We start from the raw sequence: 23,341 nt of genomic DNA, 5'->3' as shown, positions 1-23,341 counted from the left end.
GGGGAGTGTCCACGTCCGGGCCATGTCCGAGTCCAAGCCCCGCGTCCGGGGCCCGGGGCCCGGGGCCCGAGGACCGAGGGCCAAGGACCTAGGACGGTCTGGGGCCCAAATCCCGATGCAAGGGGCGCTCCGGGGTTGAGACCATGACGCCCATGCTCGAAGCCACCGGTACGAACACCGCCCGAATATCACCGCGCCGCACACCACCCACCTGGCTGGTCGTGGCGCTCGCGTGCGCCGGACAGTTCCTGGTCGTGCTCGACGTGTCCGTCGTCAACGTCGCCCTGCCGTCGATGCGGACCGACCTCGGCCTGAGCGCGCAGGGTCTGCAGTGGGTCGTCAACGCCTACGCCATCGCCTTCGCCGGCTTCATGCTGCTGGGCGGGCGGGCCGGGGACCTGTACGGGCGCAAGCGCATGTTCCTGGTCGGGCTCGGACTGTTCACGCTGGCCTCGCTGGGCGGCGGACTCGCCCAGGAGGGCTGGCAGTTGCTGGCCGCACGGGCCGTGCAGGGCCTGGGCGCGGCGGTACTCGCCCCCTCGACGCTCACGATCCTGACCGCGGCGGTGCCCGAGGGAGCCGCGCGGGCCCGGGCGATCGCGACCTGGACCGCCGTGGGCGCGGGAGGCGGTGCGGCGGGCGGTCTGGTGGGCGGCGTCCTGGTGGACGGGCTGTCGTGGCGCTGGGTGCTGCTGATCAACGTGCCGGTGGGCGCGGTGGTGCTGGCCGGAGCCGTGTACTGGCTGTCCGAGAGCCGGGCGGGGGAGCGGCGGCGCCTCGACCTGCCGGGCGCGCTGCTGGTCACCGCCGGGCTGGCCACCCTGGCCTACGGCATCTCGCAGACCGAGTCCGAGGGGTGGGCCGCGGCCGCCGCCCTGGTGCCGCTGCTCGCCGGGCTCGCGCTGCTGGCGCTGTTCCTCCTCGTCGAGGCGCGGACGGCGGCGCCACTGATGCCGCTGGGGCTGCTGCGGCTGCGGTCGGTGGCGTCGGCGAACGTGGCGATGCTGGTGTCCGGCTCGTCGATGTTCTCGATGTGGTTCTTCATGACCCTGTACGCGCAGAACGTACTGGGCTACTCCCCGCTGGAAGCGGGGCTCGCCCTGGTGCCCAGCTCGCTGGCGGTGGTCCTCGGCTCGAAGGCGGCACCGCGGTTCATGCCGGTGATCGGGGCGCGGAACGTGGCCGTGCTGGGCACGCTCGTCGCGGCGGTCGGCTTCGGCTGGCAGTCGACGATGACCGCGGACGGCGGGTACCTGACCGCGATCATGATTCCCGGGGTGCTGATGATGCTGGGCGCGGGTCTGGCGGCGACCCCGCTGGCGTCGCTGGCCATCTCCGGGCCGGCGGCCGGGGACGCAGGACTGGTCTCCGGGCTGGTCAACACCTCCCGGACGATGGGCGGTTCGCTGGGACTCGCCGTGATGTCGACGATCGCGGCGGCCCGGGCCGGGGGAGAGGACGCCGGACCCGAGGAACTGACGGACGGGTACGCGCTGGTGTTCCGCACGGCGGCGGTGGTGCTGGCCGCCGGGGCGGTGCTGATGCGGGTGTGGCTGCCGCCGGGGGAGCGGACGAAGCGCGGGGCGCGCGGGTAGCCGGGGCTCGGGGCTCGGCGGCGGGGCTCGGTGACCGGGCTGTCCGGACTTCGGAAGGACAGCTGTCATGGGTGGCCGACGTCCCGTACGGTCGTGGCTGTCCGCAGGCGGTGCTGGGACGACGGGTGCCGGCCTGGTGGGTGCCCGGGCGACGGGGGCCGGCCCGGTGGGTGCCCGGACGACGGGTGCCGGAACGGCAGGTGCCCGGGCAACGGATGCCCGGACGACCGGTACCGGGGTGACAGGAGAGCCATGCCCGTCGACGCAGCCCAGGCGCTCGCCGCCGCGCCCCGCGTCCGTGAGATCGCCTGGGACCACAAGGACGTCCAGCTCTACCACCTCGGCATCGGCGCCGGCCTGCCCGCCACCGACCCGGGCGAGCTGCGCTACACCCTGGAGTCCCGGCTGCACGTCCTGCCGAGCTTCGCCACCGTCGCGGGCGGCGGCCCGCCCGGAGTGATCCGCGCGCTGTCCGTGCCCGGTGTCGACGTCGACCTCGCCCGCGTCCTGCACGGCGGGCAGTACCTGCGCCCGCACCGGCCCGTTCCGGTGCGGGGCCGGGCGAGCGCCGCCTCCCGTGTCGTCGCCGCCTACGACAAGGGCACGGCGGCCGTCCTCGTCCTGCGCACCGAGGTCACCGACGCGGACGGACCGCTGTGGACCGACGAGGCCGAGGTCTTCGTACGCGGAGAAGGCGGCTGGGGCGGTGAACGGGGACCGTCCGGACGCCCGGCGCCGCCACCCGCCGCGGCACCGGACCACGTGGTCGAGCGCCCCGTACGCGAGGACCAGGCCCTGCTCTACCGGCTCTCCGGCGACTGGAACCCCCTGCACGCCGACCCGGAGTTCGCCGCGCGCGCCGGCTTCGGCCGGCCCGTGCTGCACGGGCTGTGCACCTACGGGAGCACGCTCAAGTCGGTCGTCGACACGCTGCTGGACGGTGACGTGACCCGGGTGCGCGAGTACCGCACGCGGTTCGTCGGGGTCGTGTATCCCGGGGAGACACTGCGGGTGCGCATGTGGCGGTCCGCGGGGGCGGCGGGCGGCGGCACGGTGCGGGTGGCGGTGGGCGCCGTGGAACGGGGCGGCGCGCCGGTCCTCGCCGACACCGTCGTCCGGTACGGATGACGACAACGGCCCCGTCCGTCGGAGTGACGGACGGGGCCGGAGCCGCTTGCTGCTCGCTGCTTCCGTACTTCTGTTTCTGTACTTATGTGTCGCGTTTCCTGACGTGCCGTCAGGCCGCCGCCGCCGTGTCGGCCTCTTCGGCCGGCTTGCGGTGGCGGCCCCGCGGAATCGCCGCGCCGTCCTGACTGGAGACCGGTCCTCGGTGCCGGCCGTGGCCGGTGTCGGTCTCGCGAACGTCGGCACCGTCGGCCTGCATCGGCTGGGTCGTGCTGGCGTCGTTCATCGGAAGGAATTCACCCCGTCAACATGATCTTTCCTACAGCCGGGCGAGTGTAACCGGCACCCACCGGCCCGAATCCAGGCGACCACGCCAACCGGCACTACTTCGTTACAAGCCGTCCCAGCGGGGCCTGTTGCAGGGGTACGGGACGCGTCGAGGCGGACGCCGGAGTGCCTGATTCGCCCGTTGGCTCCGGATTATCCGGAGCCATATCCTCCGTGTTCTCCGCATCCCGCGTACCCTCCGCCTCCCGCCTGCCTTCCGCGCCCCGCGTTAACTCCGCACCCTCCGGGCCCCCTGCCCGCCCGCCGCCCGCGTCGCGTGCGGTCAGCCGCGCCACACCGCACGGCGACTGCGGTGTGGCGCACGGCAGACGCAGCTCCCCGTCCGCGGTCCACAGCCCGGCGCCCGTCAACCACCCTTCCGGGGCCGGAAGGTGACGCACCCGCCGTTCGGTGGGACGCCACACCCCGACCCAGCTGCCGAACGCCCCGTCCAGGCGCAGCGCCACCGCGCAGCGCTCCGGCGTGAGCGCCTGGCCGGGCTGGATCGCGAACGGCGTGACGACACAGTCCGGCAGCCGCAGGCACTCCGGGAAGCGCACCGGCAGGGTGCTGCCCAGCACCCCCCAGCCGAGCCGCGCCTGCCCCGGCGAGGGCGCGTCCGAGCGGATCAGCGCCAGCCCGCTGTCCGGGTCGGCCAGCAGTATCCGGTCGTCGCTGTCCGCGGTGATCTGCAGCAGCGGGGACACCTCGCCGCCCCGCTCCAGGTCCACCACGACCGCCTTGGTGCGCCCGCCGGACTCCCGGTCCACGGCCAGTATCCGGCCCGTGCGGTCCAGCCAGGCCCCGCCCGAGCACCGGCCGGGGATCTCGGCGACCCGCTCCGGTCCGAAGAGGCCGCCGGCGACCTGCCACAGCACCGACACCCGCGGGCCGGCGGCGAGGGCGTACGCCCGCTCGCCGTCCGGGGCCGGCGGCAGCAGCCGCAGCTCGATGGTGTCCGACGGGCACTCGACCGCACCGAGCGGCAGCTCGCCGGTGCCGGGGCCGGTCGGGTACAGCAGCGAGAAGACGTGCCGTCCGGCCGCGACGCGGTGGACCAGGACCCGCCCGTCACCCATCGGCTGCACCTCGGTGCCGGGCTCCTCCGGCTGGTTGCCGGGCAGCGGCACCGCGTACGGTTCGGGGCCGTCCAGGGTCCAGCGCTCCGGGTACCAGGAGTCTCCGCTCAGGGTGAGGCGCGCGGCATAGGCGCCCTCCGCGGTGATGCTGCAGGCCGCCCGCGGGGGGCCGCCGTGCCCGGGATTCACCGAAGGCTCGATTGCACAGACCGTCATCGTTCGGTCACCTCCAGCGACGAAGCTAGTTTCGTACGCGGGGGTGGGGGACCGGCGGCAGGCCCCATCACACATACGTGTGGCACAGGAACGATTCGCCTGAGAGGAGGGCGGGGTGTGTGCTGCGCCGGAGCGGTACAGCCGCGCGGGAGGCCGCCGGTACAGCCGCGCGGGAGGCCGCCGGTACAGCTGCCGGTACAGCTGCGGGTACAGCGGCGCAGAACCTCCAGGTAGCCTTGCATTCGTGCCCCGTCTGTCAGAAGTCATCGCCGCGCTGGAGAACCTGTGGCCCGCCGAGCGGGCCGAGTCCTGGGACGCGGTCGGCACCGTCGTGGGCGACCCCGGCCAGGAGGTCTCCCGGGTCCTGTTCGCCGTCGACCCGGTCCAGGAAATCGTCGACGAGGCGGTGAAGCTGGGCGCCGGCCTGCTCGTCACCCATCACCCGCTGTATCTGCGGGGGACGACGACGGTCGCCGCCTCCACCTCCAAGGGCCGCGTGGTGCACACGCTCATCAAGAACGACATCGCCCTGCACGTCGCCCACACCAACGCCGACACCGCCGACCCGGGCGTCTCCGACGCGCTGGCCGGCGCGCTCGACCTCCGCGTCGTGGGGCCCCTCGTGCCGGACCCGGCCGACCCGCGAGGGCGTCGGGGCCTGGGCCGGGTGTGCGAAGTGGAGCACCCGCTGACCGTCCGCGAGCTCGCCGCCCGCGCCGCCGAGCGGCTGCCCGCCACCGCGCAGGGCATCCGCGTCGCCGGCGACCCGGAGGCGACCGTCCGCACGGTCGCCGTCAGCGGCGGCTCCGGCGACAGCCTCTTCGACCACGTGCGCGCGGCCGGCGTCGACGCGTTCCTCACCGCGGACCTGCGCCACCACCCGGTGTCCGAGTTCACCGCGGACCGCGCCCACAGTCCCCTCGCGCTGCTCGACGCGGCGCACTGGGCCACCGAGTGGCCCTGGTGCGAGCTGGCCGCCGCCCAGCTCGACGAGATCTCCGACCGCAACGGCTGGGACCTCCGGGTCCACGTCTCCAAGACGGTCACCGACCCCTGGACCGCCCACACGGCGTCCGCCCCGACCTCAGACACAATGGGAGCCCCCAACTGAAAGCCGCGCCCGCCGACCAGATCCGACTCCTCGATGTCCAGGGCCTCGACACGCGGCTCCAGCAGCTCGCGCACAAGCGCAGGTCCCTGCCCGAGCACGCCGAGATCGAGTCGCTGACCAAGGACCTCACGCAGCTGCGCGACCTGCTCGTGGCCGCGCAGACCGAGGAAAGCGACTGCGCCCGCGAGCAGACCAAGGCCGAGCAGGACGTGGACCAGGTGCGCCAGCGCGCCACCCGCGACCAGCAGCGCCTGGACTCGGGCGCCGTCACCTCCCCGAAGGACCTGGAGAACCTCCAGCGCGAGATCGCGTCCCTCGCCAAGCGGCAGGGCGACCTCGAGGACATCGTCCTGGAGGTGATGGAGCGCCGTGAGTCCGCGCAGGAGCGGGTCGCCGAGCTGACCGAGCGGGTCGGCGCGGTGCAGGGGAAGACCGACGACGCCGCCGCGCGCCGGGACGCCGCCGTCGAGGAACTGGACGCCGAGGCGGCCTCGGTGACCAAGGAGCGTGAGGTCATCGCGGGCTCGGTCCCCGCGGACCTGCTGAAGGTCTACGAGAAGCTGCGCGAGCAGCAGGGCGGCGTCGGCGCGGCCAAGCTGTACCAGCGCAGCTGCCAGGGGTGCCGCCAGGAGCTGGCGATCACCGAGCTGAGCGAGATCCGCTCGGCGGCGCCCGACACGGTCGTACGCTGCGAGAACTGCCGCCGCATCCTGGTGCGCACGGCCGACTCCGGGCTGTAAGGGGCCTGTCCGGTGGCAGATCCGGCGGCGGACCGGGCGGCAGATTCGGCGGCGGGCCTGACGGGAGATCCGGCGGCGATCCCGGCGGCGGACCGGGCGGGAGATCCGGCGGCAGGTCCGGCGGCGGACCGGGCGGGAGATCCGGCGGCGGACCGGGCGGCAGATTCGGCGGCGGGCCTGACGGGAGACCCGGCGGCAGGTCCGGCGGCGGACCGGGCGGGAGATCCGGCGACGGACCGAGCGGGAGATCCGGCGGCAGGTCCGGCGGCGGGTCCCGTGGCAGATCCGGCGGCGGTCCCGGCGACAGATCCAGCGGCGGGCCCGGCGGTATGTCCCGTGGCGGGTCCGGCGGCGGTCCCGGTGCGGGAGTTCGTCGTCGAGGCCGACGGCGGGTCGCGGGGCAACCCGGGGCCCGCGGGCTACGGAGCCGTGGTCCTGGACGCGGCCACGGGACAGACCCTGGCCGAGGCCGCCGAGTACCTCGGGGTCGCCACGAACAACGTGGCCGAGTACCGGGGTCTGCTGGCAGGTCTGCGCGCGGCGAAGGAGCTGGACCCGGACGCGACCGTCCACGTCCGGATGGACTCCAAGCTCGTCGTCGAGCAGATGTCGGGCCGCTGGAAGATCAAGCACCCCGGCATGAAGCCGCTGGCGGCCGAGGCGGCGCGCGTCTTCCCGCCGGGGCGCGTGACGTACGAGTGGATCCCCCGCGCGAGCAACAAGCACGCCGACCGACTGGCCAACGAGGCGATGGACGCGGGGGCCCGCGGCGAGCAGTGGTCCGCGTCCACGTCGACGGCGGAACTGGACGCGGGCGGCGCCCGGGCCGTGGCGGCCGACGCGGAGCGAGGAGCCGCCGAGTCCGCCGACGGCGCCGCCGTGGGCGAACGCCTCACTCAGGCGGCCCGGACGGACACGGAGACCACGGAGACCACCGCTGCCCTTCGCCCCGCTGCCGCTGCCGCTGCCTCCGCCACCGCGGCCGACGCCGACGTGCGGGCCGCGAAGACCGTGGCCTCACCCGGCTGGGGACCCCCCGACATGGGTGCCCCCGCCACCTTCGTCCTGCTCCGGCACGGCGAGACGCCGCTCACCCCGCAGAAGCGGTTCTCCGGAAGCGGCGGCAGCGACCCGTCCCTGTCCTCCGTCGGCCGGGAGCAGGCCGAGAGGGTCGCCGCGAGCCTCGCCCGGCGCGGCACGATCCAGGCGGTCGTCGCCTCGCCCCTGGCCCGCACCCGCGAGACCGCAGGGATCGTCGCCGCCCGCCTCGGCCTCGCGGTGACGATCGACGAGGGTCTGCGGGAGACCGACTTCGGCGCCTGGGAGGGGCTCACCTTCGGCGAGGTGCGCGAGCGGTATCCCGACGACATGGACGCCTGGCTGTCCTCCCCGGACGCCGAACCGACCGGCGGCGGCGAGAGCTTCGCGGCGACCGGCGCCCGGGTCGCCGCCACCCGCGACCGGCTGGCCGCGGCGTACGCGGGCCGCACGGTGCTGCTGGTCTCCCATGTGACGCCGATCAAGACGTTCGTACGGCTCGCCCTGGGTGCCCCGCCCGAGTCGCTGTTCCGCATGGAACTGTCGGCGGCCTCGCTCTCGGCGGTGGCGTACTACGCGGACGGCGGCGCGAGCGTCCGCCTGTTCAACGACACGTCCCACCTGCGCTGAGCGAGGCCGCCGCACGGGCCAGCGCCTCGACGCGCCCCCAGTCCCGGCCGGCCACCGCTTCCTTGGGCAGCATCCAACTGCCCCCGACGCAGCCGACGTTGGGCAGCGCGAGGTAATCCGGCGCGGAGGCCGGCCCGATGCCGCCCGTCGGGCAGAAACGGGCCTGCGGCAGCGGGGCGGCGAGCGCCTTGAGGTAGGCGGTGCCGCCCGCGGCCTCGGCCGGGAAGAACTTCATCTCCCGCACCCCGCGCTCCAGCAGCGCCACCACCTCCGACGTGGTCGACACCCCCGGCAGGAACGGCACCCCGGACGCCCGCATCGCCGCCAGCAGTCCGTCCGTCCACCCCGGGCTGACCAGGAACCGCGCCCCGGCCGCCACGACCTCCCCGACCTGCTCCGGCGTGATGACCGTGCCCGCCCCGACCACCGCGCCCGGCACCTCGGCGGCGATCGCGCGGATCGCGTCCAGCGCGACGGGAGTCCGCAGCGTCACCTCGATCGCGGGCAGCCCGCCCGCGACGAGCGCCCGGGCGAGCGGGACCGCGTCGGCGAGGTCGTCGACGACCACGACGGGCACGACAGGCGCGAGATCCAGCACCGACGGCACCGGGGCATGGGGGGAGGAGGGCAGCGGTGAACTCATGACCTCATCGTGCCGCCGGGAAGCACTCTGCGCAATCAGCGTTGCGGCATACGCAACGCACGTCCGACGGCCGGCTCAGTGGATCTCCGCCACCAGCACGTCCAGCGACCACGGCTTCCCCGCCTTCGCCGGCGCCTGCGCCTCCACCTCGTACCCCAGGTCCCGCAGCGCCTCCACCAGCTCCGCGGGCCCCTCGGGCGCGCTCGCGGACGCCAGCAGACTCCGTACGATCCGCCCCTTGGTCGCCTTGTTGAAGTGGCTGACCACCTTCCGGGTCGGTGCGTGCAGCACCCGCACGGTCGCCGTCCGCCTGGCGACCTCCCCCTGCGGCTTCCAGGCCGTCGCGTACGCCGACGAGCGCAGGTCCAGCACCAGCCCGTCCCCGGCCGCCTCGGGCAGCACCTCGGCCATCGGCGCCCGCCAGTACGCGCCCAGCGCCCCGAGCCCGGGAAGCCTCACGCCCATCGAGCACCGGTAGGAGGGAATCCGGTCGGTCACCCGCACCGCGCCCCACAGCCCGGAGAACACCAGCAGCGAACGGGCGGCCCGCTTCCTGGCGGCCGGGTCCAGCGAGGCCAGGTCCAGGGCGTCGTACAGCACGCCGGTGTAGATCTCCCCGGCCGGACGCGCCCCCGCCGTCCGCAGCTCCGTGTTCTTGGCGACCTCGCCGCGCAGCCCCTCGCTCAGTCCGAGCACCTCGCGCGCCTTCTCCTCGTCACCGGCGCACAGCTCGACCAGTTCGCCGAGGACGGTCTCCCGGGCCGGGGCCAGCCCCGGAAGGGACAGCGACTCCGGCTTCAGCGGGGCGCCACGACCGGACGCGGCCTTCCCCTCCGACGGGGGCAGCAGGACAAGCACACGCACTCCTTCACTACGAGCTCCTGGGCACCAAGGCTCCTGGTCAGGGTACGGCGTACCCCTCCCGTGCCTGGTCGACGGCCCGTACGAGGTCCCCGGCGTCGTCGGCGTGGCAGCGCACGACCCGGACCTCGCGCCGCCGGCCCAGGAAGGTGACGTAGGGGACGGGCTCGGCGAGTTCGACGGTGACGGAGGTCTGCGCACCCACGGCGAGATCGAGCTCACCCTCCGTCCGCTCGTGCGTGGTCCGCAGCTCGCGCCGCACGGAGGCGATCCGCCCCAGCGGTATCCGCACGTCGACGTGGACGGCCTGGCGCACGCGCAGCGTGCCGGCGTCCGGGTCCAGGACGTGCGGGCGGACCACGGACGCGGCGTGCAGCCCGACGACGAAGACGATGGTGTACACGTCCAGGACCAGCACCACGAGGTGCACGGTGGGCCAGTCGCGCAGCAGCACGGACATCATCACCGTCTCGATCACGCACACGAACGCCAGCCCGAGCGTCATCGCGCCCTGCCCCCGGGCGTACCCGAAGACGGACCTGCCGGCCGACGCCCCGTCGGTCCGCCGGGCCGCCCACAGCCACAGACTGGCCAGCATCCGCAGCTCGTGCCGGAGGAGGGCGTACGGGACCCTCATGACCGCCGTCCCCTCGACGCGATCTCCATGGCCTGCCGGATCGCCTCCGCCTGGCCGGGCGCGAAGTCGGCGTACATGGCACCCAGGAAGCCGTGGCCGGAGTCCAGCGTGACGTCCTCCTCGGGCAGCAGCTCCGCGGGCAGGCAGTCGGCGAGCACCTGGGCCGCCTCCGCCACGCGCGGGTCGTCGACGCCGGCGTCCGCCAGCTCGTCGAGCAGCGCGTAGGCGTGGTGGGCCCGCGCCATCGCCTCCGGCGAGCCCAGGGCACCGCGCAGCGCGGCCAGCAGCCCCTCCCGGTCCTCCGGCGCCACGGTGCTCTCCAGCAGCGCCAGCATCTCGCGGTCCCGTACGGCCATGGGGGAACCGGAAACGTCCCCCATACCGGCGAAGAGCTCGGCCAGCTCCGCCGAGACCGGCCCCTCGGGCGGCAGCGCGCCCCCCGTCCCCAGCAGCGCCCGCAACCGCGCCCGGCGGTCCCGGATCGCCGCCTCCTGCTGCGCCAGATCCGCGTCCAGCTCCTCGAGCACCTCGGCCAGATCCTTCCCTGCCTCGTCCGCGAGCACGTCCCGCACCTCCGCCAGCCCGAGCCCCAGCTCGGTCAGCCGGCGGATCCGGGCGAGCACGACGACGTGCCTCAGGGTGTACGTCCGATATCCGTTGGCCAGCCGCTCCGGCTCGGGCAGCAGGCCCTGGTGGTGGTAGTGCCGCACGGTCCGCGTGGTGACGCCGACGGTGTCGGCGAGTTCTCCGATTCGCATGACTCCAGTGAAGACGTTGACGTTGCGGCAGGGTCAAGCGTGGCGGGTCCGGCGGTGCGCGCCGCCCTCGCGGGCCTGGGCGTCGTCCGCACGGCGACCGCCTTCGTCACCTTCCTGGACGAGTCCCTGACACCCGGCGTCATCGCCGCCTTCGCCCTGATCCTCACGGGCTCGGTCCCGGCGACGGCGGCCGCGGGCCCGAGCCGGCGCGCACGCCCGGTACCATGGTCGGTACGGCAGACGAGCCGGGCGGGCGGCCGCGTGGAGTCCCTCACGGGACTTCCCGAGGAACGTCCGGGCTCCACAGGGCAGGGTGATGGCTAACGGCCACCCGGGGTGACCCGCGGGACAGTGCCACAGAAAGCAGACCGCCCGGCGCTTCGGCGCCGGGTAAGGGTGAAACGGTGGTGTAAGAGACCACCAGTGCCCAGGGCGACCTGGGCAGCTAGGTAAACCCCACCCGGAGCAAGGTCAAAAGGAGACACCCCGGTGTCTCTGCGCGGACGTTCGAGGGCTGCCCGCCCGAGTCCGCGGGTAGACCGCACGAGGCCGGCGGCAACGCCGGTCCTAGATGGATGGCCGTCGCCGGCGGGCCCGCGAGGACCCGCCGGAACAGAACCCGGCGTACAGCCCGACTCGTCTGCCGCCACCTGCGGCCTCGCCTCGGAAAGGGCCTCTGGGCGGGTGCGTCGTGATCACCGAAGAGGCCGGGCATGCCCGGGCTCCGTGCCCGTCACCCTCGCCTCGCTCCTGATGCGGGCGTGACGTTCGAAGACGATGTCCGGACCGACGGCGTGCCCTCGGGGTCGGTGTACACGCAGGTACCGAAGTCGCTCCACCCCGGCTGGAGTTCGTCCCACTGGCCGTGGCTGTAGTAGCCGGTGTCGGTCCCGCTCAGGGTTATGCCGCCGTCCTTCTGGCGGCCGATGTACCGCTGGTAGCCGCCGTCTCCGGCAGACTGGAACACGTGCAGCTCGGCGCGCCCGTCCTGGTTCTCGTCGGTCGCACGCACCGCGGCGACGAAGAACGGGACCTGGACGCGGACGGCGCCGCTCCGGCTGCCGCTCAGGTCCCGGGCGAGCGGTCCGTAGCGCACCTCGTGCACGAGCAGGTTGGAGCGGGGACTGTCCCCGGTGTCCTCCTGGCTGTGGAACAACGCCAGATCGAGATAGCCGTCGCCGTCGAAGTCGCCGAACGTGCCCCGGGTCTCCAGGTCCGGCGTCAGCAGGCCTCGGACCTTCTGCCACACGCCGAGGGCCTCGTCGACACCGACCTCGACGCGGTCGTCGGCCCGGCTGAAGAGGACGGAGGCCTCTCCCGAGCGGTGGGGGTCGTGTATCTCGTCCAGGCGCCCGTCCGCGTCCACGTCGGCGGTCAGGCCGGTGTTGCCGGTGTCGGTGCACACCACCGTCGGTGCGTGATCACCGGGCTCGGGTCCGGAACCGGCGAAGAGCGCTGTGGCGACCGCGCCCAGAGCGGCTCCCGCGCTGATGACGAGCCGCCTTCGCCCGCGTGTGTACGGCCGTCTCGGTAGTGGGGCGAACACGCTGCCGGCACCGACCTGTTGAGGACCCACGGGTTCCGCCATGGCGGGAGCCTAGTGTCCTGCGCCAGTAGTTGATCGTCAGTGGTCGCGTGACCCTGAGCGGAACAGGACCCGGCGTACAGCCCGACTCGTCTGCCGCTCCCCGCTCCCCGCTCCCGGCGGTCCGCTGTCACGGAAACTTCACGATCAGCCGCATTCCCACACCCCGACCGTCCGGTCATCACGAGGGCCGAGGCGTGAACAGCGGTCGCCGTACGTATAGTTGGCTGGAATTCGACAGCTCGTGCGGACGAGGGAGCCGGTGTACCTCATACGGCCGACGGGACGTGACGTCGCGTCAGTGCGGTCCCTGCCCGCATTCCGTCCCCGGCCGGGCCTGCCCGGCGTCATCCCGGGTACCACAGCGGGAAGCGCGAGCGATGAGTTCACGACGAACTCGAATTGCTGACGGACTATTCAACAAGCGAGGCCCTCTCGCACACCAGGGTGATTAGCATGAGCCGTACGTGGTCGGAAGATCGCCTTCCTGTTGGCTGATCTCCTTCCCGGCCCGCGGCTGCGCTGTGCCGCCGCCCTGATTCCCCTGCTCTCACGGACCGAGGGACCGCTCCATGCCAGTGCCTGCTTCGCCCAGCCAGCATCCACCGGTGGGGGCGCCGCGCACCTCGTTCGCCGCGCGGTCGGCCGTGCTGGTGACGAGCGCCGCCGCCGGCGGCGCGGCGGTCGCCATGGCACCGTCCGACGCCTCCACGTGGGCCCTGGCCGTGGTGGTGGCCGGTTGGGTGTGCGTGGCCGTCACCGTCCTCGTCGACCACCGGCTCGTCCACCGGGCCCGCGGCACAGCCGCCGAGCGGGAGTCGGAGAACAGCCGGCTCAAGGCGGAAGCGGCCCGGCTGTCGGCCGAGATATCGCACCTGGCCGGTGCGACGCTGCCCGCCGTGGCCCAGCGGCTGCGGGAGGGCGCGAGCGCGGCCGACGTGCTGGGCAGCGTGCCGCCGCCGTCCGACCCGCAACTGCAGCGGCTCACGCACACCTTCGCCGCCACCGTCGAGGAGGACGTGCGGCGGACGACCGCCCTGGACGGCGAATACCGCAGGATGCGGAACGAAGTGGAGCAGGCGGCGGTCGAGTACGAGCGCTTCGTGGGCGAGACGCTGCCCGCCGCGGTCGCCCGGCTGCGCGACGGCCGGTCCGCCGACACCGTGCTCGCCGAAACCGACCTGCCCCAGCTGCCGGCGTTGCGTACCCCGGCCGAATCGTTCATCCGCGAACTCGCCCACAGCGAGCGGCGCGCCGCCGCGGCACAGGCCGCCTCCGCCAAGGCACTCAGCCGCGTCCAGGCCAAGGCCGTGCGGATGCTCGCCGACCTGCGGGAGATGCAGGAGCGGCACGGCGAAGAGGTCTTCGGCGACCTGCTGAAGCTGGACCACAGCACCTCCCAGCTGGGCCTGATGACCGACCGGCTGGCGCTGCTCATGGGCGGCAGGTCCAGCCGCGCCTGGAACAAGCCGATCGTGATGGAGAGCATCCTGCGCGGTGCCGTCGGCCGCATCGCCGCCTACCAGCGGGTGCGCCTGCACTGCTCCACCCGCGCCGCGGTCTCCGGCTTCGCCGCCGAGGGCGTGATGCACCTGCTCGCCGAGCTGATGGACAACGCCGCGAACTTCTCCCCGCCCATCGACGAGGTACACGTCTACGTCGAGGACCGCAGCGCCGGCATCGTCGTCACCATCGAGGACAGCGGCCTGAAGATGGCCGACGCGGCGATGCGGCGCGCCGAGGAGGCCGTGAGCGGCCGCGTCACCGACCTCGCGTCGCTGCAGGGCACCCGGCTCGGCCTGGCCGTGGTGGGACGGCTCGCGGCGAAGTACGGCATCAGCGTCAACTACCGCCCGTCCTCACGCGGCGGCACCGGCGTCGTCGTCCTGCTGCCCCTGGATCTGCTCGCCCAGCAGCGCGACCTGGTCCCGCACGAGACGGCCCCCCGGCCCGACGCGTCGTCCGCCCCCGCCGCGCTCGCGCCCGCCCCGGCTCCGCTGCCCGACGGCATCGCCCGCCCCGCGGCCGCGGCGCTGCCCCCGGCCACCGAGCACTCCGCCGCACGGCTCGAACTGCCCGACGCCACCGTCCGTCCGTCGGCCGCGGCCCTGCCCCCGGTCACCGAGCGCACCGCACGGCCCGAACCGCCCGACCACGGACGGCACCGGCGGCCCGACGGCACCACGCCGAACGGTCTGCCGGTCCGGGCCCCCGGCCGCACCATGGCCGAGGCGGAGCGCGAACGCGAACAGCGTCAGTCGGCGTCCGGACAGGCCGGTGACGCACCGTCGACGCGGCGCCCGGCACGCGACGCGGGTACGCGGTTCGGCGCCTTCCACCGTGCCCGGCAGCAGTCCTCGGACGGCACCACCGGACCGGGTGCCGGGTCGCAGCCGCCCCCGGCTCCGTAGTCCCACCCCTTCCCGTGCGGCGTCAGTCCCCACTTCCCGTACGGCGTCCGGGGCGACGGCGCCCCGTCCCGCCCGAGCTCGTGAGATAGGAGGAACGGGCCGGTGACCGGTCAGCCGGACACCACCGTCCCATCACCCATCATGCAGACCACCGACAACAGCCTCAGCTGGCTCCTGCACAATCTCCTGGAACAGACCCCCGGCGCACGTCACGCCCTGGTCCTGTCCCGGGACGGCCTGAAGCTCTGCTGGAGCGAGCACCTGACGCTCGACCAGGCCGACCAGTTGTCGGCGATCTGCTCCGGCATCCAGGCTCTCGCCCAAGGGGCCTCCGTGGAGTTCGGCGACGGCACCGGCGGCGTGCGGCAGTCGATGACCGAGTTCCACGGCGGCCTGCTGTTCATCGTGGAGGCCGGCGAGGGGGCGCACCTCGCCGTCGTCGCCAGGGAGGACGCCGATCCCGGAGTGATCGGCCACCAGATGACGGAGCTGGTCGAGCAGCTCGGTGAACACCTGCGGGCCGAGCCGCGGGACCACGCCAGGGGGAGCGGCACGTCGTGATGCGCAAACCCGTCGACACGGGTGATCCGGACCGGCTCTACACCGTCACCGGTGGGCGGAGCCGCGCCGACGAGTCCTTCGACCTGGTCACCCTCATCGTCAGCGAGAGCGGGCCGGTGTCGGGGATGCAGTCGGAGCACGCCCGGATCCTGGAGCTGTGCCGGCACCCCATCGCCGTCGTCGAGATCGCCGCGGAGCTCGGGTTGCCGGTCATGGTGGTGCGGATCCTGCTCGGCGACCTGCTGGACACGGGCCGCATCACCGCCCGCCATCCGCGCGCGGCGCAGTCCGTCGCCTCCCTGCCTGATTCCGCCCTACTCCAAGAGGTGCTCCATGGGCTCCGCAACCTCTGAGCCGCCCTCCCACCGCACACCGCTGAACGACACCGCGGAGACCGGTCTGAAGATCGTCGTCGTGGGCGGTTTCGGCGTCGGCAAGACGACGCTGGTCCGCTCCGTGAGCGAGATCCGGCCACTGAACACCGAAGAGGTGATGACCCAGGCCGGCGTGGGCGTCGACGAGACCAGCGCGGTGACGGCGAAGACCACCACGACGGTCGCGTTCGACTTCGGACGGATCAGTCTCAACGACCGCATGGTGCTGTACTTGTTCGGAGCGCCCGGCCAGGAGCGCTTCTGGTTCCTGTGGGACAGGCTGTTCTCGGGAACACTGGGCGCCGTGGTCCTCGTGGACACGCGCCGGATGGACGACTCCTGGTACGCGATCGACAGGCTGGAGCACCACCGCACACCCTTCGTGGTGGCCGTGAACCGGTTCGACGAGGACGCCGACCGGTACTCCCTGGACGAGATCCGCCAGGCGCTCGCCCTGCCCGCCCACGTGCCGATGGTCGACTGCGACGCACGGGTCCGGCACTCCGGCAAGGACGTGCTGATCACCCTCGTGAACCACCTCCACGACATGGCCATCGCCGAGGAGGCGACACTGTGACCGACCCTGGCGGCCCCTACGCGCACCCGGCGCCCGCGGGGTGCCCCGCGCACTCCGGCGCGGTGCGCCTGACGGGGCTCGAGTACCAGCAGACGCCGTCGCAGCTCTACCGCGCGCTGCGCCGGGACCACGGCCCCGTCGCACCCGTGCTGCTCGACGGCGACATCCCGGCCTGGCTGGTGCTGGGCTACTCCGAGCTCACGTACGTGACCAGCCATGACGAACTGTTCGCGCGGGACTCGCGGCGCTGGCACCAGTGGGAGAACATCCCGCCGGACTGGCCGCTGCTGCCCTTCGTCGGGTACCAGCCGTCGGTGCTGTTCGCCGAGGGCGAGGAGCACCGGCGGCGGGCCGGGGTGATCACCGAGGCGCTGGAGGAGGTCGACCAGTTCGAGCTGTCCCACGACTGCCTGCTCATCGCCGACGAACTCATCGCCCGGTTCGCCGGCAGCGGCCAGGCGGAGCTGATGGCCGAGTACGCGCACGCCCTGCCGATGCGCACCGTGGTGCAGCTGTGCGGGATGCCGACCTCGGGCGAGGACACCCGCCGGCTCGTCGACGACCTGCGGATCTCCCTGGACGCGGGGGAGGGCGACGACCCGGTGGCGGCGTACGGGCGCGTGGCGGAGCGGCTGCGGCAGCTGGTGGAGGACAAGCGGGCCGCCCCCGGCCCGGACATCACCTCGCGCATGCTGACGCACCCGGCCGGTCTGACGGACGAGGAGATCGTCCAGGACCTGATCTCCGTGATCGCGGCGGCGCAGCAGCCGACGGCGAACTGGATCTGCAACACGCTGCGCCTGCTGCTGACGGACGAGCGGTTCGCCGTGAACGTGTCGGGCGGCCGGCTCAGCGTGGGGGAGGCGCTCAACGAGGTGCTGTGGCTGGACACGCCGACGCAGAACTTCATCGGGCGGTGGGCCGTACGGGACGTCCAGCTGGGCGGCCGGCAGATCCGGGCCGGCGACTGCCTGGTGCTGGGGCTGGCCGCGGCCAACACCGACCCGCAGATCTGGCCGGAGGGGCACGTGGGCGCGGAGAACGCCGCGCACCTGTCGTTCAGCAACGGCGAGCACCGCTGCCCGTACCCGGCTCCGCTGCTGGCGGACGTGATGGCGCGGACGGCGGTCGAGACGCTCCTGGAGCGGCTGCCGGACCTGGTGTTGTCGGTGGCTCCGGAGGAACTGACCTGGCGGCCGTCGATCTGGATGCGTGGGCTGTCGGCGCTTCCGGTGCGGTTCACACCGGTGGTGCAGTAAGGCGGGTTCCCGGTCCCTGACCGCGGGCCTGCGGGTTCCCGGTCACATGGCCGTGGGTCGTCGCGGGTTCCCGGGCCCACGGCCATGGGCCCACATCTCGACGCCTGCCGGCAGACGCGGACGGACCGGCAGGCGCGGTCGGACCGGCAGGCGCGGACCGGCCGGTACGGAGGTCAGCCGCTCACGGGGGTGAACCGCACCGGGAGGCTCTGCGGTCCACGGGTGAACACGCCCTGCTCGGCCGGCTCGAAGCCGTCGGCGAGGCGCACGTCCGGCATGGCGTCGAGGAGCTGGTCGACGCCGATCTCCACCTCGGCCTTGGCGAGCAGCGCGCCGACGCAGAAGTGCCGGCCGAGCGCGAACGCGAGATGGTCGGCGGCGGCGGAGAAGGCGGTCGTGGTGGTGAGGTCGTCGCGGAAGATGTCGAAGCGGTCGGGATCGCGGTAGCGGCTCTCGTCGCGGTTGGCGGCGCCTATCAGGCAGGTGACGGTGGCGCCCGCGGGTACCGTGCCGCCGCTCAGCGTCACCTCCGTCGCCGACTGCCGCATGATCATGTGAACGGGTGGGGTGAACCGCAGCGTCTCGGCGAAGGCGCGCGGGATCAGCGAGCGGTCCGCGCGGACGGCGGCGAGCTGGTCGGGGTGGAGCAGCAGGTTCGCGAAGATGCCGGCGATGGCCTTGTCGGTGGTCTCGCCGCCCGCGGCGAGCAGCAGGCTGCAGAACGCCTTGACGTCCTCGTCGCTCATCCGCACCCCGTCGACCTCGGCGGCGCACAGCGCGGACAGCAGGTCGTCGCCCGGGTTGTCACGGCGGTCCCGGATGATCGGCAGCATGTACTCGGCGAACTCCACCCGGGTCCGCTCGCCGGCCGCCGTCACCTCGGGGTCGCCCGAGAGGTTCCCGAGGAAGGCGATGACGGCCGTGTACCAGCGGTGGAAGCGCGTGTGGTCGGCCTTGTCCAGGCCCAGCATGTCGGCGATGACGTTGACCGGGAAGCGGGTGGCGTAGTCGGTGACGAGGTCGGCGGAGCCGGTGTGCCGGAAGGCGTCGATCAGCTCGCGGGAGTTGTGCTCGATGACGGGCCGGAACTTCCGCTCCAGGTCGCTGCCGCGGAAGGCGGGGGCGACGAGGGCCCGGCGCACGGCGTGCTCCCGCCCGCTGAGCTGGAGGATCGTCTTGCCGTGCACGGGTTCGATCTGCCAGGCGTAGTTGTCGGTGGTGAACTCGCCGGCCTTGTCCTTGAAGACGCGTTCGACGTCTTCGTAGCGCGAGACGATGTAACTCCGCGTCGCCTCGTGCCAGATGAGGGGCGCGGTGTCCCGCATCACCCGGTAGGCGGGATAGGGGTCGGCGGCGAACTCGGGCGAGAGGATGTCGGGCACCTGCTGGGCGGTGGACATGGGACTCGGCTCCCTGGGGATCGTGACATCGCTTACCGGGCAAGGCTATTGATCATTGCTCAGGTACGACAGGGTGGTGAGGCCGCGATGATCCGCGGAGGGCGCGACGGCAAGCGTGCCGACGGCGATCAGCCGCTTGTCCGTGAGGGTGTGCAGGGCCGGGATCAGCGAGCCGGGCGGGAGCGGCCGGTGGACTCGCCCTTCGGGCCATGCCGGGCAACGCTCTCTGCAGTTCTGACGGCGATCTCACCGACTGTGGCCGGCTGCCTCTTCGGCGTCCTCCAGCCGGACGGACGGCCGGCCTCGCCCGAACGGGGCGGACCTGGCTTCCGCATACCGCTCTGAGCAGTTCGCCTTCGCCGATCGGCCCCCCGGGAGCATGAAAGGATCCTGGCCCAGACATTGATCCGAGGAGTCGCAGTGGCTGTCATCCACCACACCACGATGAGACCCGGCAAGTTGGAGCTGCTCACCGAGTGGCTGCCGACCCAGCCCTGGTACCGGGGCGGACCGGAGGCGGAGCTCACGAAGGCCGGCGGCTTCCGTCTGGACGACCCGGACGGGGAGGTCGGCATCGAGTTCATGATCGTCACTGATGCCTCGTCGGACGAGCCGGGCACCTACCTGCTGCCGCTGACCTACCGCGGTGCTCCGCTCGACGGCGTGGACGAGGCGCTGATCGGGACTTCCGAGCACGGCGTCCTCGGGACGCGCTGGATCTACGACGGAGTTCACGACCCGGTGCTGGTCGCACGCCTGACCGCGCTGCTCCGCGGCGAGACGGTCGCGCAGGCGCAGAACGAGAGCGACACCCCCGACCCGTCCGTACGGGTGCGCGTCGCCGACCTCGGAACCGCGGTGCCCGTGGTCCACCGGGTGCTCCCTCATCCCGTGTCCGCCGACGTGTCCGGGACGGTCGTCGTGTCCTGGCAGCGCCCGGACGGGACGCGCGCCGAGGGTGTCGTCGCCTCCGCCTAGGGTGCGTATCGAGGCGTGATCGATCTGCGGGATCGGCTTCCTGGCGGGTCCTGGACCGGTGGCGCCACCGGGTGTCGGCCCCTACTGGCCTCGGGTGTCCCTCTGCTCACGTGGAGCGACAGGAAGTGTTGTGCACGGCACGTGAGCCGTCCGGTCCGCGCCCTCACGCCGCACCCTCAGGCGAACGCCGGCATCACCCGCTCGGCGATGAGCCGCAGCTGCGTGTCCACGTCCGCCGCCCCCGCCAGGTCCCGGCCCGTGAAAGCCTTCACCAGGGTGTGGTCGGTGATCGCGCAGATCATGTGGTTCACGCCGCTGGGCGCGATGTCCCGCTCGATCTTCGCCAGGCACTCCTCGGGCGTGCCCGCGACCGAGAGGCGCTCGGCGATCTCCGGGGTGGTCAGTTCGACACCGCGGGCCAGGTCGCCGGCGCCGATCGCGTCGACGACCGGTTTCAGCTCGGCCGGGTCCACGCCGTTGCGGAGCAGTTGTTCCTCGGGCATCGACGAGGCGTAGATGCCGACCATGCTGCGCGCCGCCTCCTTGGCCGCCGCCGAGTCGGGGCCGGTCGCGAAGACCACCCAGGCGCCGATGTCCAGGGACCGCCAGTCCTTGCCGGCCCGCTCCGCGCCCGCCCGGATGTGGTGCACGGCGTAGTCGTAGGCCTCGCGGGTGTAGCTCAGGGCGTGGTGGCAGCCGTCGGACAACTCCCCGGCCGCCTCGAAGGACTTCGGCCCCCGCATCGCGCCGAGCTTCAGCGGCAGCCGGGCCTGCACGGGACGGGCGAACGTGAACAGGCCGTCGTACGAGAAGAACTCCCCGTCGTGCGTGATGGCGCCCTCGTCGAGGAACGTGCGCATCACGTGCAGGGCTTCCTTGACGCGGGAGAGGGGCCTGGTACGGGCCCAGTCGATGCGGTACTGGGCGAGCAGGCCGAAGTTGCCGCTGGACAGGACGCCTTCGGCGCGGCCGCCGGAGAGTTCGTCGAGCGTGGCGAGGGCCTGGGCGATCAGGGTCGGTTCGCGCAGCGTGACCGGGGAGACGCTGGGGCCGAGACGGATGCGGCTGGTGCGGCCGGCGGCCGCGGCGAACAGGAGCCACAGGTCCTTGTGCCAGGTCTCGTCGGCGGCGTAGCAGGCGTGGAAGCCGAGTTCGTCGGCGAGCTGGATGGACGCCAGGGAGTCGGTCAGTGGGTAGTCGGGGAGCATCGCGTAACTGAACTTCACGGGCGCCACCTTCCGGTGCGGGAAACGGTGTGCGGCTGTCTGGTGCTCTGCCATCCCGAGGATGTGAGGTCCGGTCCGTCGCTGTCCAGAGGCCAAGCTCTCGAAACATTCGATGAGTTGTCTCGTGCTTTCTGGTCGGCTCGTCGCAGGAGATTTTCTTCAGTGGGCTTGTGATGCCATGTGGTGGACTGGGCTGGCAATACGTTGGATCAACGTCGCTGAAGGGCGAGCGAAGCTTTCGAAATATTTACCGAAACTATTGACGCTTGACGGGTGCAGATCAACACTGCTGGCGTTGTCACCCCCACGAGAGGAAGCACCCGCCATGAACGTGCTCGTCCGACCCGGGCGCCGCAGAAGCGGCCCCGTCACGCTGCTCGTCAGAAGTGCCTGGGCCTTCGCGCTGGCCGCGCTGGCCGCGTTGATGCTGCCGGGCACCGCCCACGCCGGCACGGTCGTCACGACCAACCAGGAGGGCACCAACAACGGCTACTACTACTCGTTCTGGACCGACAGCCAGGGCACCGTCTCCATGGACATGGGGTCCGGCGGCCAGTACAGCACCTCGTGGCGGAACACCGGCAACTTCGTCGCGGGCAAGGGCTGGAGCAACGGCGGACGCAGGACGGTGCAGTACTCGGGCACCTTCAACCCGTCCGGCAACGCGTACCTGACGCTCTACGGATGGACGTCGAACCCGCTCGTCGAGTACTACATCGTCGACAACTGGGGCACCTACCGGCCCACGGGCGAGTACAAGGGCACCGTGACCAGCGACGGCGGCACCTACGACATCTACAAGACGACGCGGTACAACGCCCCGTCCGTCGAAGGCACCCGCACCTTCGACCAGTACTGGAGCGTGCGGCAGTCCAAGCGCACCGGTGGCACCATCACCACCGGCAACCACTTCGACGCGTGGGCGCGGGCCGGAATGCCGCTGGGCAACTTCAGCTACTACATGATCATGGCGACCGAGGGCTACCAGAGCAGCGGCAGCTCCAACATCACGGTCGGTGGCACGGGCTCCGGCGGTGGCGGTGGCGGCGGTGGCGGTGGCGGTGGCTGCACCGCGACGGTGTCGGCCGGGCAGAAGTGGGACGACCGGTACAACCTCAACGTCTCGGTCAGCGGGGCGAGTGACTGGACCGTGACGATGAACGTGCCGTCCCCGGCGAAGGTGATGTCCACCTGGAACGTCAACGCGAGTTACCCCAGTGCGCAGACGCTGACCGCCAAGTCGAACGGCAGCGGCAACAACTGGGGTGCCACCATCCAGGCCAACGGCAACTGGACCTGGCCCTCGGTCTCCTGCAGCGCGGGCTGACCACACCTGACACGAGGAGAGGAGGACCCACTCGTATGCGCACCAGACCACGACCGTCACTGCGTTCCCTCGTCACCGGGGTGGCCGTCGCCACGCTGGCCGCCGCGGGCACCGTCGCCGCCGACGCCGCGCCCGCGCGGGCCGCCGCCTGCAACGGCTACGTCGGACTCACCTTCGACGACGGCCCCTCCGGCACCACCCAGGCCCTGCTCGACGCGCTCCGGCAGAACGGGCTGCGGGCCACCATGTTCAACCAGGGCCAGTACGCGGCCCAGAACCCGTCGCTGGTCCGGGCCCAGGTCGACGCCGGCATGTGGGTCGCCAACCACAGCTACACCCACCCGCACATGACCCGGCTGAGCCAGTCCCAGATGGACTCGGAGATCTCCCGGACCCAGCAGGCCATCGCGAGCGCGGGCGGCGGCACACCGAAGCTGTTCCGCCCGCCGTACGGCGAGACCAACGCGACGCTGCGGGCGGTCGAGGCAAGGTACGGGCTGACCGAGGTGATCTGGGACGTCGACTCGCAGGACTGGAACAACGCCAGTACCGACGCGATCGTGCAGGCCGCTTCCCGGCTGGGCAACGGCCAGGTCATGCTCATGCACGACTGGCCCGCCAACACGCTCGCGGCCATTCCGCGCATCGCGCGGACCCTGGAGAGCAAGGGCCTGTGCTCCGGCATGATCTCACCGCAGACCGGCCGCGCGGTCGCCCCCGACGGCGGCAGCGGTGGGGGCGGTGGCGGTGGCTGCACCGCCACGCTGTCGGCCGGGCAGCGGTGGGGGGACCGGTACAACCTCAACGTCTCGGTCAGCGGGGCGAGTGACTGGACCGTGACGATGAACGTGCCGTCCCCGGCGAAGGTGATGTCCACCTGGAA

At 72.6% G+C, this 23,341-nt stretch carries 22 protein-coding genes and 1 other RNA gene; 14 read left to right on the top strand and 9 right to left on the bottom strand.

Annotated elements, in window-relative coordinates; all coding sequences use genetic code 11:
- The first annotated feature begins 152 nt into the window (after window positions 1-152).
- Both ACZ7G3_RS33125 and ACZ7G3_RS33120 read left to right on the top strand, forming a co-directional pair.
- On the top strand, window positions 153-1,595 hold the full coding sequence (locus ACZ7G3_RS33125; RefSeq protein ID WP_470930141.1) for an MFS transporter: 1,443 nt from the start codon (window positions 153-155) through the stop codon (window positions 1,593-1,595).
- A gap of 252 nt (window positions 1,596-1,847) precedes the next feature.
- Entirely contained in the window at window positions 1,848-2,723 is an 876-nt protein-coding gene (locus ACZ7G3_RS33120) for a MaoC/PaaZ C-terminal domain-containing protein (protein ID WP_470930139.1), read from the top strand.
- A 109-nt stretch (window positions 2,724-2,832) separates the two neighbouring features.
- Here the strand turns inward: ACZ7G3_RS33120 and ACZ7G3_RS33115 are convergent, their stop codons facing one another.
- Together ACZ7G3_RS33115 and ACZ7G3_RS33110 are read right to left on the bottom strand one after the other, a co-directional pair.
- Window positions 2,833-3,006, bottom strand: a complete 174-nt coding sequence (locus ACZ7G3_RS33115; RefSeq protein WP_426601110.1) for a hypothetical protein — start codon at window positions 3,004-3,006, stop codon at window positions 2,833-2,835.
- 97 nt (window positions 3,007-3,103) lie between these two features.
- Window positions 3,104-4,342, bottom strand: coding sequence for a hypothetical protein (locus tag ACZ7G3_RS33110; RefSeq protein ID WP_470930137.1), 1,239 nt, complete (start codon window positions 4,340-4,342; stop codon window positions 3,104-3,106).
- A 244-nt stretch (window positions 4,343-4,586) separates the two neighbouring features.
- On the opposite strand from ACZ7G3_RS33110, the gene ACZ7G3_RS33105 reads away from it, so the two are divergent.
- The 3 genes from ACZ7G3_RS33105 (at window position 4,587) to ACZ7G3_RS33095 (ending at window position 7,861) form a co-directional block, all read left to right on the top strand.
- Window positions 4,587-5,453 (top strand): Nif3-like dinuclear metal center hexameric protein, encoded by an 867-nt coding sequence (locus ACZ7G3_RS33105; RefSeq protein ID WP_470930136.1) that lies wholly within the window; start codon window positions 4,587-4,589, stop codon window positions 5,451-5,453.
- Window positions 5,450-6,193, top strand: a complete 744-nt coding sequence (locus ACZ7G3_RS33100; RefSeq protein WP_426601179.1) for a zinc ribbon domain-containing protein — start codon at window positions 5,450-5,452, stop codon at window positions 6,191-6,193. The genes ACZ7G3_RS33105 and ACZ7G3_RS33100 overlap by 4 nt, the downstream gene beginning before the upstream one ends.
- Window positions 6,194-6,553: 360 nt before the next feature.
- Window positions 6,554-7,861: a bifunctional RNase H/acid phosphatase gene (locus tag ACZ7G3_RS33095; RefSeq protein WP_470930224.1), complete on the top strand. Its 1,308-nt coding sequence runs from the start codon at window positions 6,554-6,556 to the stop codon at window positions 7,859-7,861.
- Here the strand turns inward: ACZ7G3_RS33095 and eda are convergent.
- From eda to ACZ7G3_RS33075, 4 genes are all read right to left on the bottom strand, one after another.
- Complete coding sequence (eda, locus tag ACZ7G3_RS33090) at window positions 7,836-8,504, bottom strand: bifunctional 4-hydroxy-2-oxoglutarate aldolase/2-dehydro-3-deoxy-phosphogluconate aldolase (protein WP_470930134.1); 669 nt, start codon at window positions 8,502-8,504, stop codon at window positions 7,836-7,838. The two genes, ACZ7G3_RS33095 and eda, sit on opposite strands and share 26 nt — an antisense overlap.
- Window positions 8,505-8,579: 75 nt before the next feature.
- Window positions 8,580-9,362, bottom strand: a complete 783-nt coding sequence (gene yaaA / locus ACZ7G3_RS33085; RefSeq protein ID WP_470930132.1) for a peroxide stress protein YaaA — start codon at window positions 9,360-9,362, stop codon at window positions 8,580-8,582.
- 43 nt (window positions 9,363-9,405) lie between these two features.
- Window positions 9,406-10,002, bottom strand: a complete 597-nt coding sequence (locus ACZ7G3_RS33080; RefSeq protein WP_470930130.1) for a hypothetical protein — start codon at window positions 10,000-10,002, stop codon at window positions 9,406-9,408.
- The gene (locus ACZ7G3_RS33075; protein WP_470930129.1) at window positions 9,999-10,760 is read right to left on the bottom strand and encodes a MerR family transcriptional regulator; all 762 of its coding nucleotides are present in this window, start codon (window positions 10,758-10,760) and stop codon (window positions 9,999-10,001) included. Before ACZ7G3_RS33075 ends, ACZ7G3_RS33080 begins: the two co-directional genes overlap by 4 nt.
- Before the next feature lie 241 nt (window positions 10,761-11,001).
- Here ACZ7G3_RS33075 and rnpB point away from each other — a divergent pair.
- Window positions 11,002-11,403, top strand: an RNA gene (gene rnpB, locus ACZ7G3_RS33070) — RNase P RNA component class A.
- Window positions 11,404-11,493: 90 nt separating this feature from the next.
- Here rnpB and ACZ7G3_RS33065 read toward each other — a convergent pair.
- Window positions 11,494-12,348, bottom strand: a complete 855-nt coding sequence (locus ACZ7G3_RS33065; RefSeq protein WP_470930127.1) for a hypothetical protein — start codon at window positions 12,346-12,348, stop codon at window positions 11,494-11,496.
- A gap of 569 nt (window positions 12,349-12,917) precedes the next feature.
- On the opposite strand from ACZ7G3_RS33065, the gene ACZ7G3_RS33060 reads away from it, so the two are divergent.
- The 5 genes from ACZ7G3_RS33060 to ACZ7G3_RS33040 all read left to right on the top strand — a co-directional run bounded on the left by ACZ7G3_RS33060 (window position 12,918) and on the right by ACZ7G3_RS33040 (window position 17,527).
- Window positions 12,918-14,756, top strand: a complete 1,839-nt coding sequence (locus tag ACZ7G3_RS33060; RefSeq protein ID WP_470930125.1) for a sensor histidine kinase — start codon at window positions 12,918-12,920, stop codon at window positions 14,754-14,756.
- A 141-nt stretch (window positions 14,757-14,897) separates the two neighbouring features.
- A complete protein-coding gene (locus tag ACZ7G3_RS33055) occupies window positions 14,898-15,317 on the top strand; it encodes a roadblock/LC7 domain-containing protein (RefSeq protein WP_470930222.1) in 420 nt (139 codons plus the stop codon).
- Window positions 15,314-15,670, top strand: a complete 357-nt coding sequence (locus ACZ7G3_RS33050; RefSeq protein ID WP_426601119.1) for a DUF742 domain-containing protein — start codon at window positions 15,314-15,316, stop codon at window positions 15,668-15,670. The genes ACZ7G3_RS33055 and ACZ7G3_RS33050 overlap by 4 nt, the downstream gene beginning before the upstream one ends.
- A complete protein-coding gene (locus ACZ7G3_RS33045) occupies window positions 15,651-16,268 on the top strand; it encodes a GTP-binding protein (RefSeq protein WP_426601120.1) in 618 nt (205 codons plus the stop codon). Before ACZ7G3_RS33050 ends, ACZ7G3_RS33045 begins: the two co-directional genes overlap by 20 nt.
- Window positions 16,265-17,527 carry a cytochrome P450 gene (locus ACZ7G3_RS33040; protein WP_470930123.1) on the top strand — a complete coding sequence of 421 codons (1,263 nt, stop codon included), beginning with the start codon at window positions 16,265-16,267 and terminating at the stop codon, window positions 17,525-17,527. Before ACZ7G3_RS33045 ends, ACZ7G3_RS33040 begins: the two co-directional genes overlap by 4 nt.
- Window positions 17,528-17,700: 173 nt before the next feature.
- Here ACZ7G3_RS33040 and ACZ7G3_RS33035 read toward each other — a convergent pair whose 3' ends face one another.
- Window positions 17,701-18,927 (bottom strand): cytochrome P450, encoded by a 1,227-nt coding sequence (locus ACZ7G3_RS33035; RefSeq protein WP_470930121.1) that lies wholly within the window; start codon window positions 18,925-18,927, stop codon window positions 17,701-17,703.
- A 420-nt stretch (window positions 18,928-19,347) separates the two neighbouring features.
- Between ACZ7G3_RS33035 and ACZ7G3_RS33030 the strand changes: the two genes are divergently transcribed.
- Window positions 19,348-19,905: a maltokinase N-terminal cap-like domain-containing protein gene (locus tag ACZ7G3_RS33030; RefSeq protein WP_426601123.1), complete on the top strand. Its 558-nt coding sequence runs from the start codon at window positions 19,348-19,350 to the stop codon at window positions 19,903-19,905.
- A 176-nt stretch (window positions 19,906-20,081) separates the two neighbouring features.
- Here the strand turns inward: ACZ7G3_RS33030 and ACZ7G3_RS33025 are convergent, their stop codons facing one another.
- A complete protein-coding gene (locus tag ACZ7G3_RS33025; RefSeq protein WP_470930119.1) occupies window positions 20,082-21,131 on the bottom strand; it encodes an LLM class flavin-dependent oxidoreductase in 1,050 nt (349 codons plus the stop codon).
- A gap of 325 nt (window positions 21,132-21,456) precedes the next feature.
- Here ACZ7G3_RS33025 and ACZ7G3_RS33020 point away from each other — a divergent pair, with 325 nt between their 5' ends.
- A complete protein-coding gene (locus ACZ7G3_RS33020) occupies window positions 21,457-22,458 on the top strand; it encodes a glycoside hydrolase family 11 protein (protein ID WP_470930117.1) in 1,002 nt (333 codons plus the stop codon).
- Between the two features lie 35 nt (window positions 22,459-22,493).
- The coding region (locus ACZ7G3_RS33015; RefSeq protein WP_470930115.1) for a polysaccharide deacetylase family protein at window positions 22,494-23,341 on the top strand (848 nt) is incomplete at its 3' end.

It is taken from the genome of Streptomyces sp. NPDC037271 (assembly GCF_055603605.1).
Note: the sequence above shows the minus strand (reverse complement) of the source record. Positions and strands in the feature narration are given on the sequence as shown.

Bases quoted from the DNA above. Each gene is read 5' to 3' on its own strand.
- ACZ7G3_RS33125 (WP_470930141.1), top strand. From the start codon at position 153: ATGCTCGAAGCCACCGGTACGAACACCGCCCGAATATCACCGCGCCGC.
- ACZ7G3_RS33120 (WP_470930139.1), top strand. From the start codon at position 1,848: ATGCCCGTCGACGCAGCCCAGGCGCTCGCCGCCGCGCCCCGCGTCCGT.
- ACZ7G3_RS33115 (WP_426601110.1), bottom strand. From the start codon at position 3,006: ATGAACGACGCCAGCACGACCCAGCCGATGCAGGCCGACGGTGCCGAC.
- ACZ7G3_RS33110 (WP_470930137.1), bottom strand. From the start codon at position 4,342: ATGACGGTCTGTGCAATCGAGCCTTCGGTGAATCCCGGGCACGGCGGC.
- eda (WP_470930134.1), bottom strand. From the start codon at position 8,504: ATGAGTTCACCGCTGCCCTCCTCCCCCCATGCCCCGGTGCCGTCGGTG.
- ACZ7G3_RS33080 (WP_470930130.1), bottom strand. From the start codon at position 10,002: ATGAGGGTCCCGTACGCCCTCCTCCGGCACGAGCTGCGGATGCTGGCC.
- ACZ7G3_RS33075 (WP_470930129.1), bottom strand. From the start codon at position 10,760: ATGCGAATCGGAGAACTCGCCGACACCGTCGGCGTCACCACGCGGACC.
- ACZ7G3_RS33065 (WP_470930127.1), bottom strand. From the start codon at position 12,348: ATGGCGGAACCCGTGGGTCCTCAACAGGTCGGTGCCGGCAGCGTGTTC.
- ACZ7G3_RS33060 (WP_470930125.1), top strand. From the start codon at position 12,918: ATGCCAGTGCCTGCTTCGCCCAGCCAGCATCCACCGGTGGGGGCGCCG.
- ACZ7G3_RS33055 (WP_470930222.1), top strand. From the start codon at position 14,898: ATGCAGACCACCGACAACAGCCTCAGCTGGCTCCTGCACAATCTCCTG.
- ACZ7G3_RS33045 (WP_426601120.1), top strand. From the start codon at position 15,651: ATGGGCTCCGCAACCTCTGAGCCGCCCTCCCACCGCACACCGCTGAAC.
- ACZ7G3_RS33035 (WP_470930121.1), bottom strand. From the start codon at position 18,927: ATGTCCACCGCCCAGCAGGTGCCCGACATCCTCTCGCCCGAGTTCGCC.
- ACZ7G3_RS33020 (WP_470930117.1), top strand. From the start codon at position 21,457: ATGAACGTGCTCGTCCGACCCGGGCGCCGCAGAAGCGGCCCCGTCACG.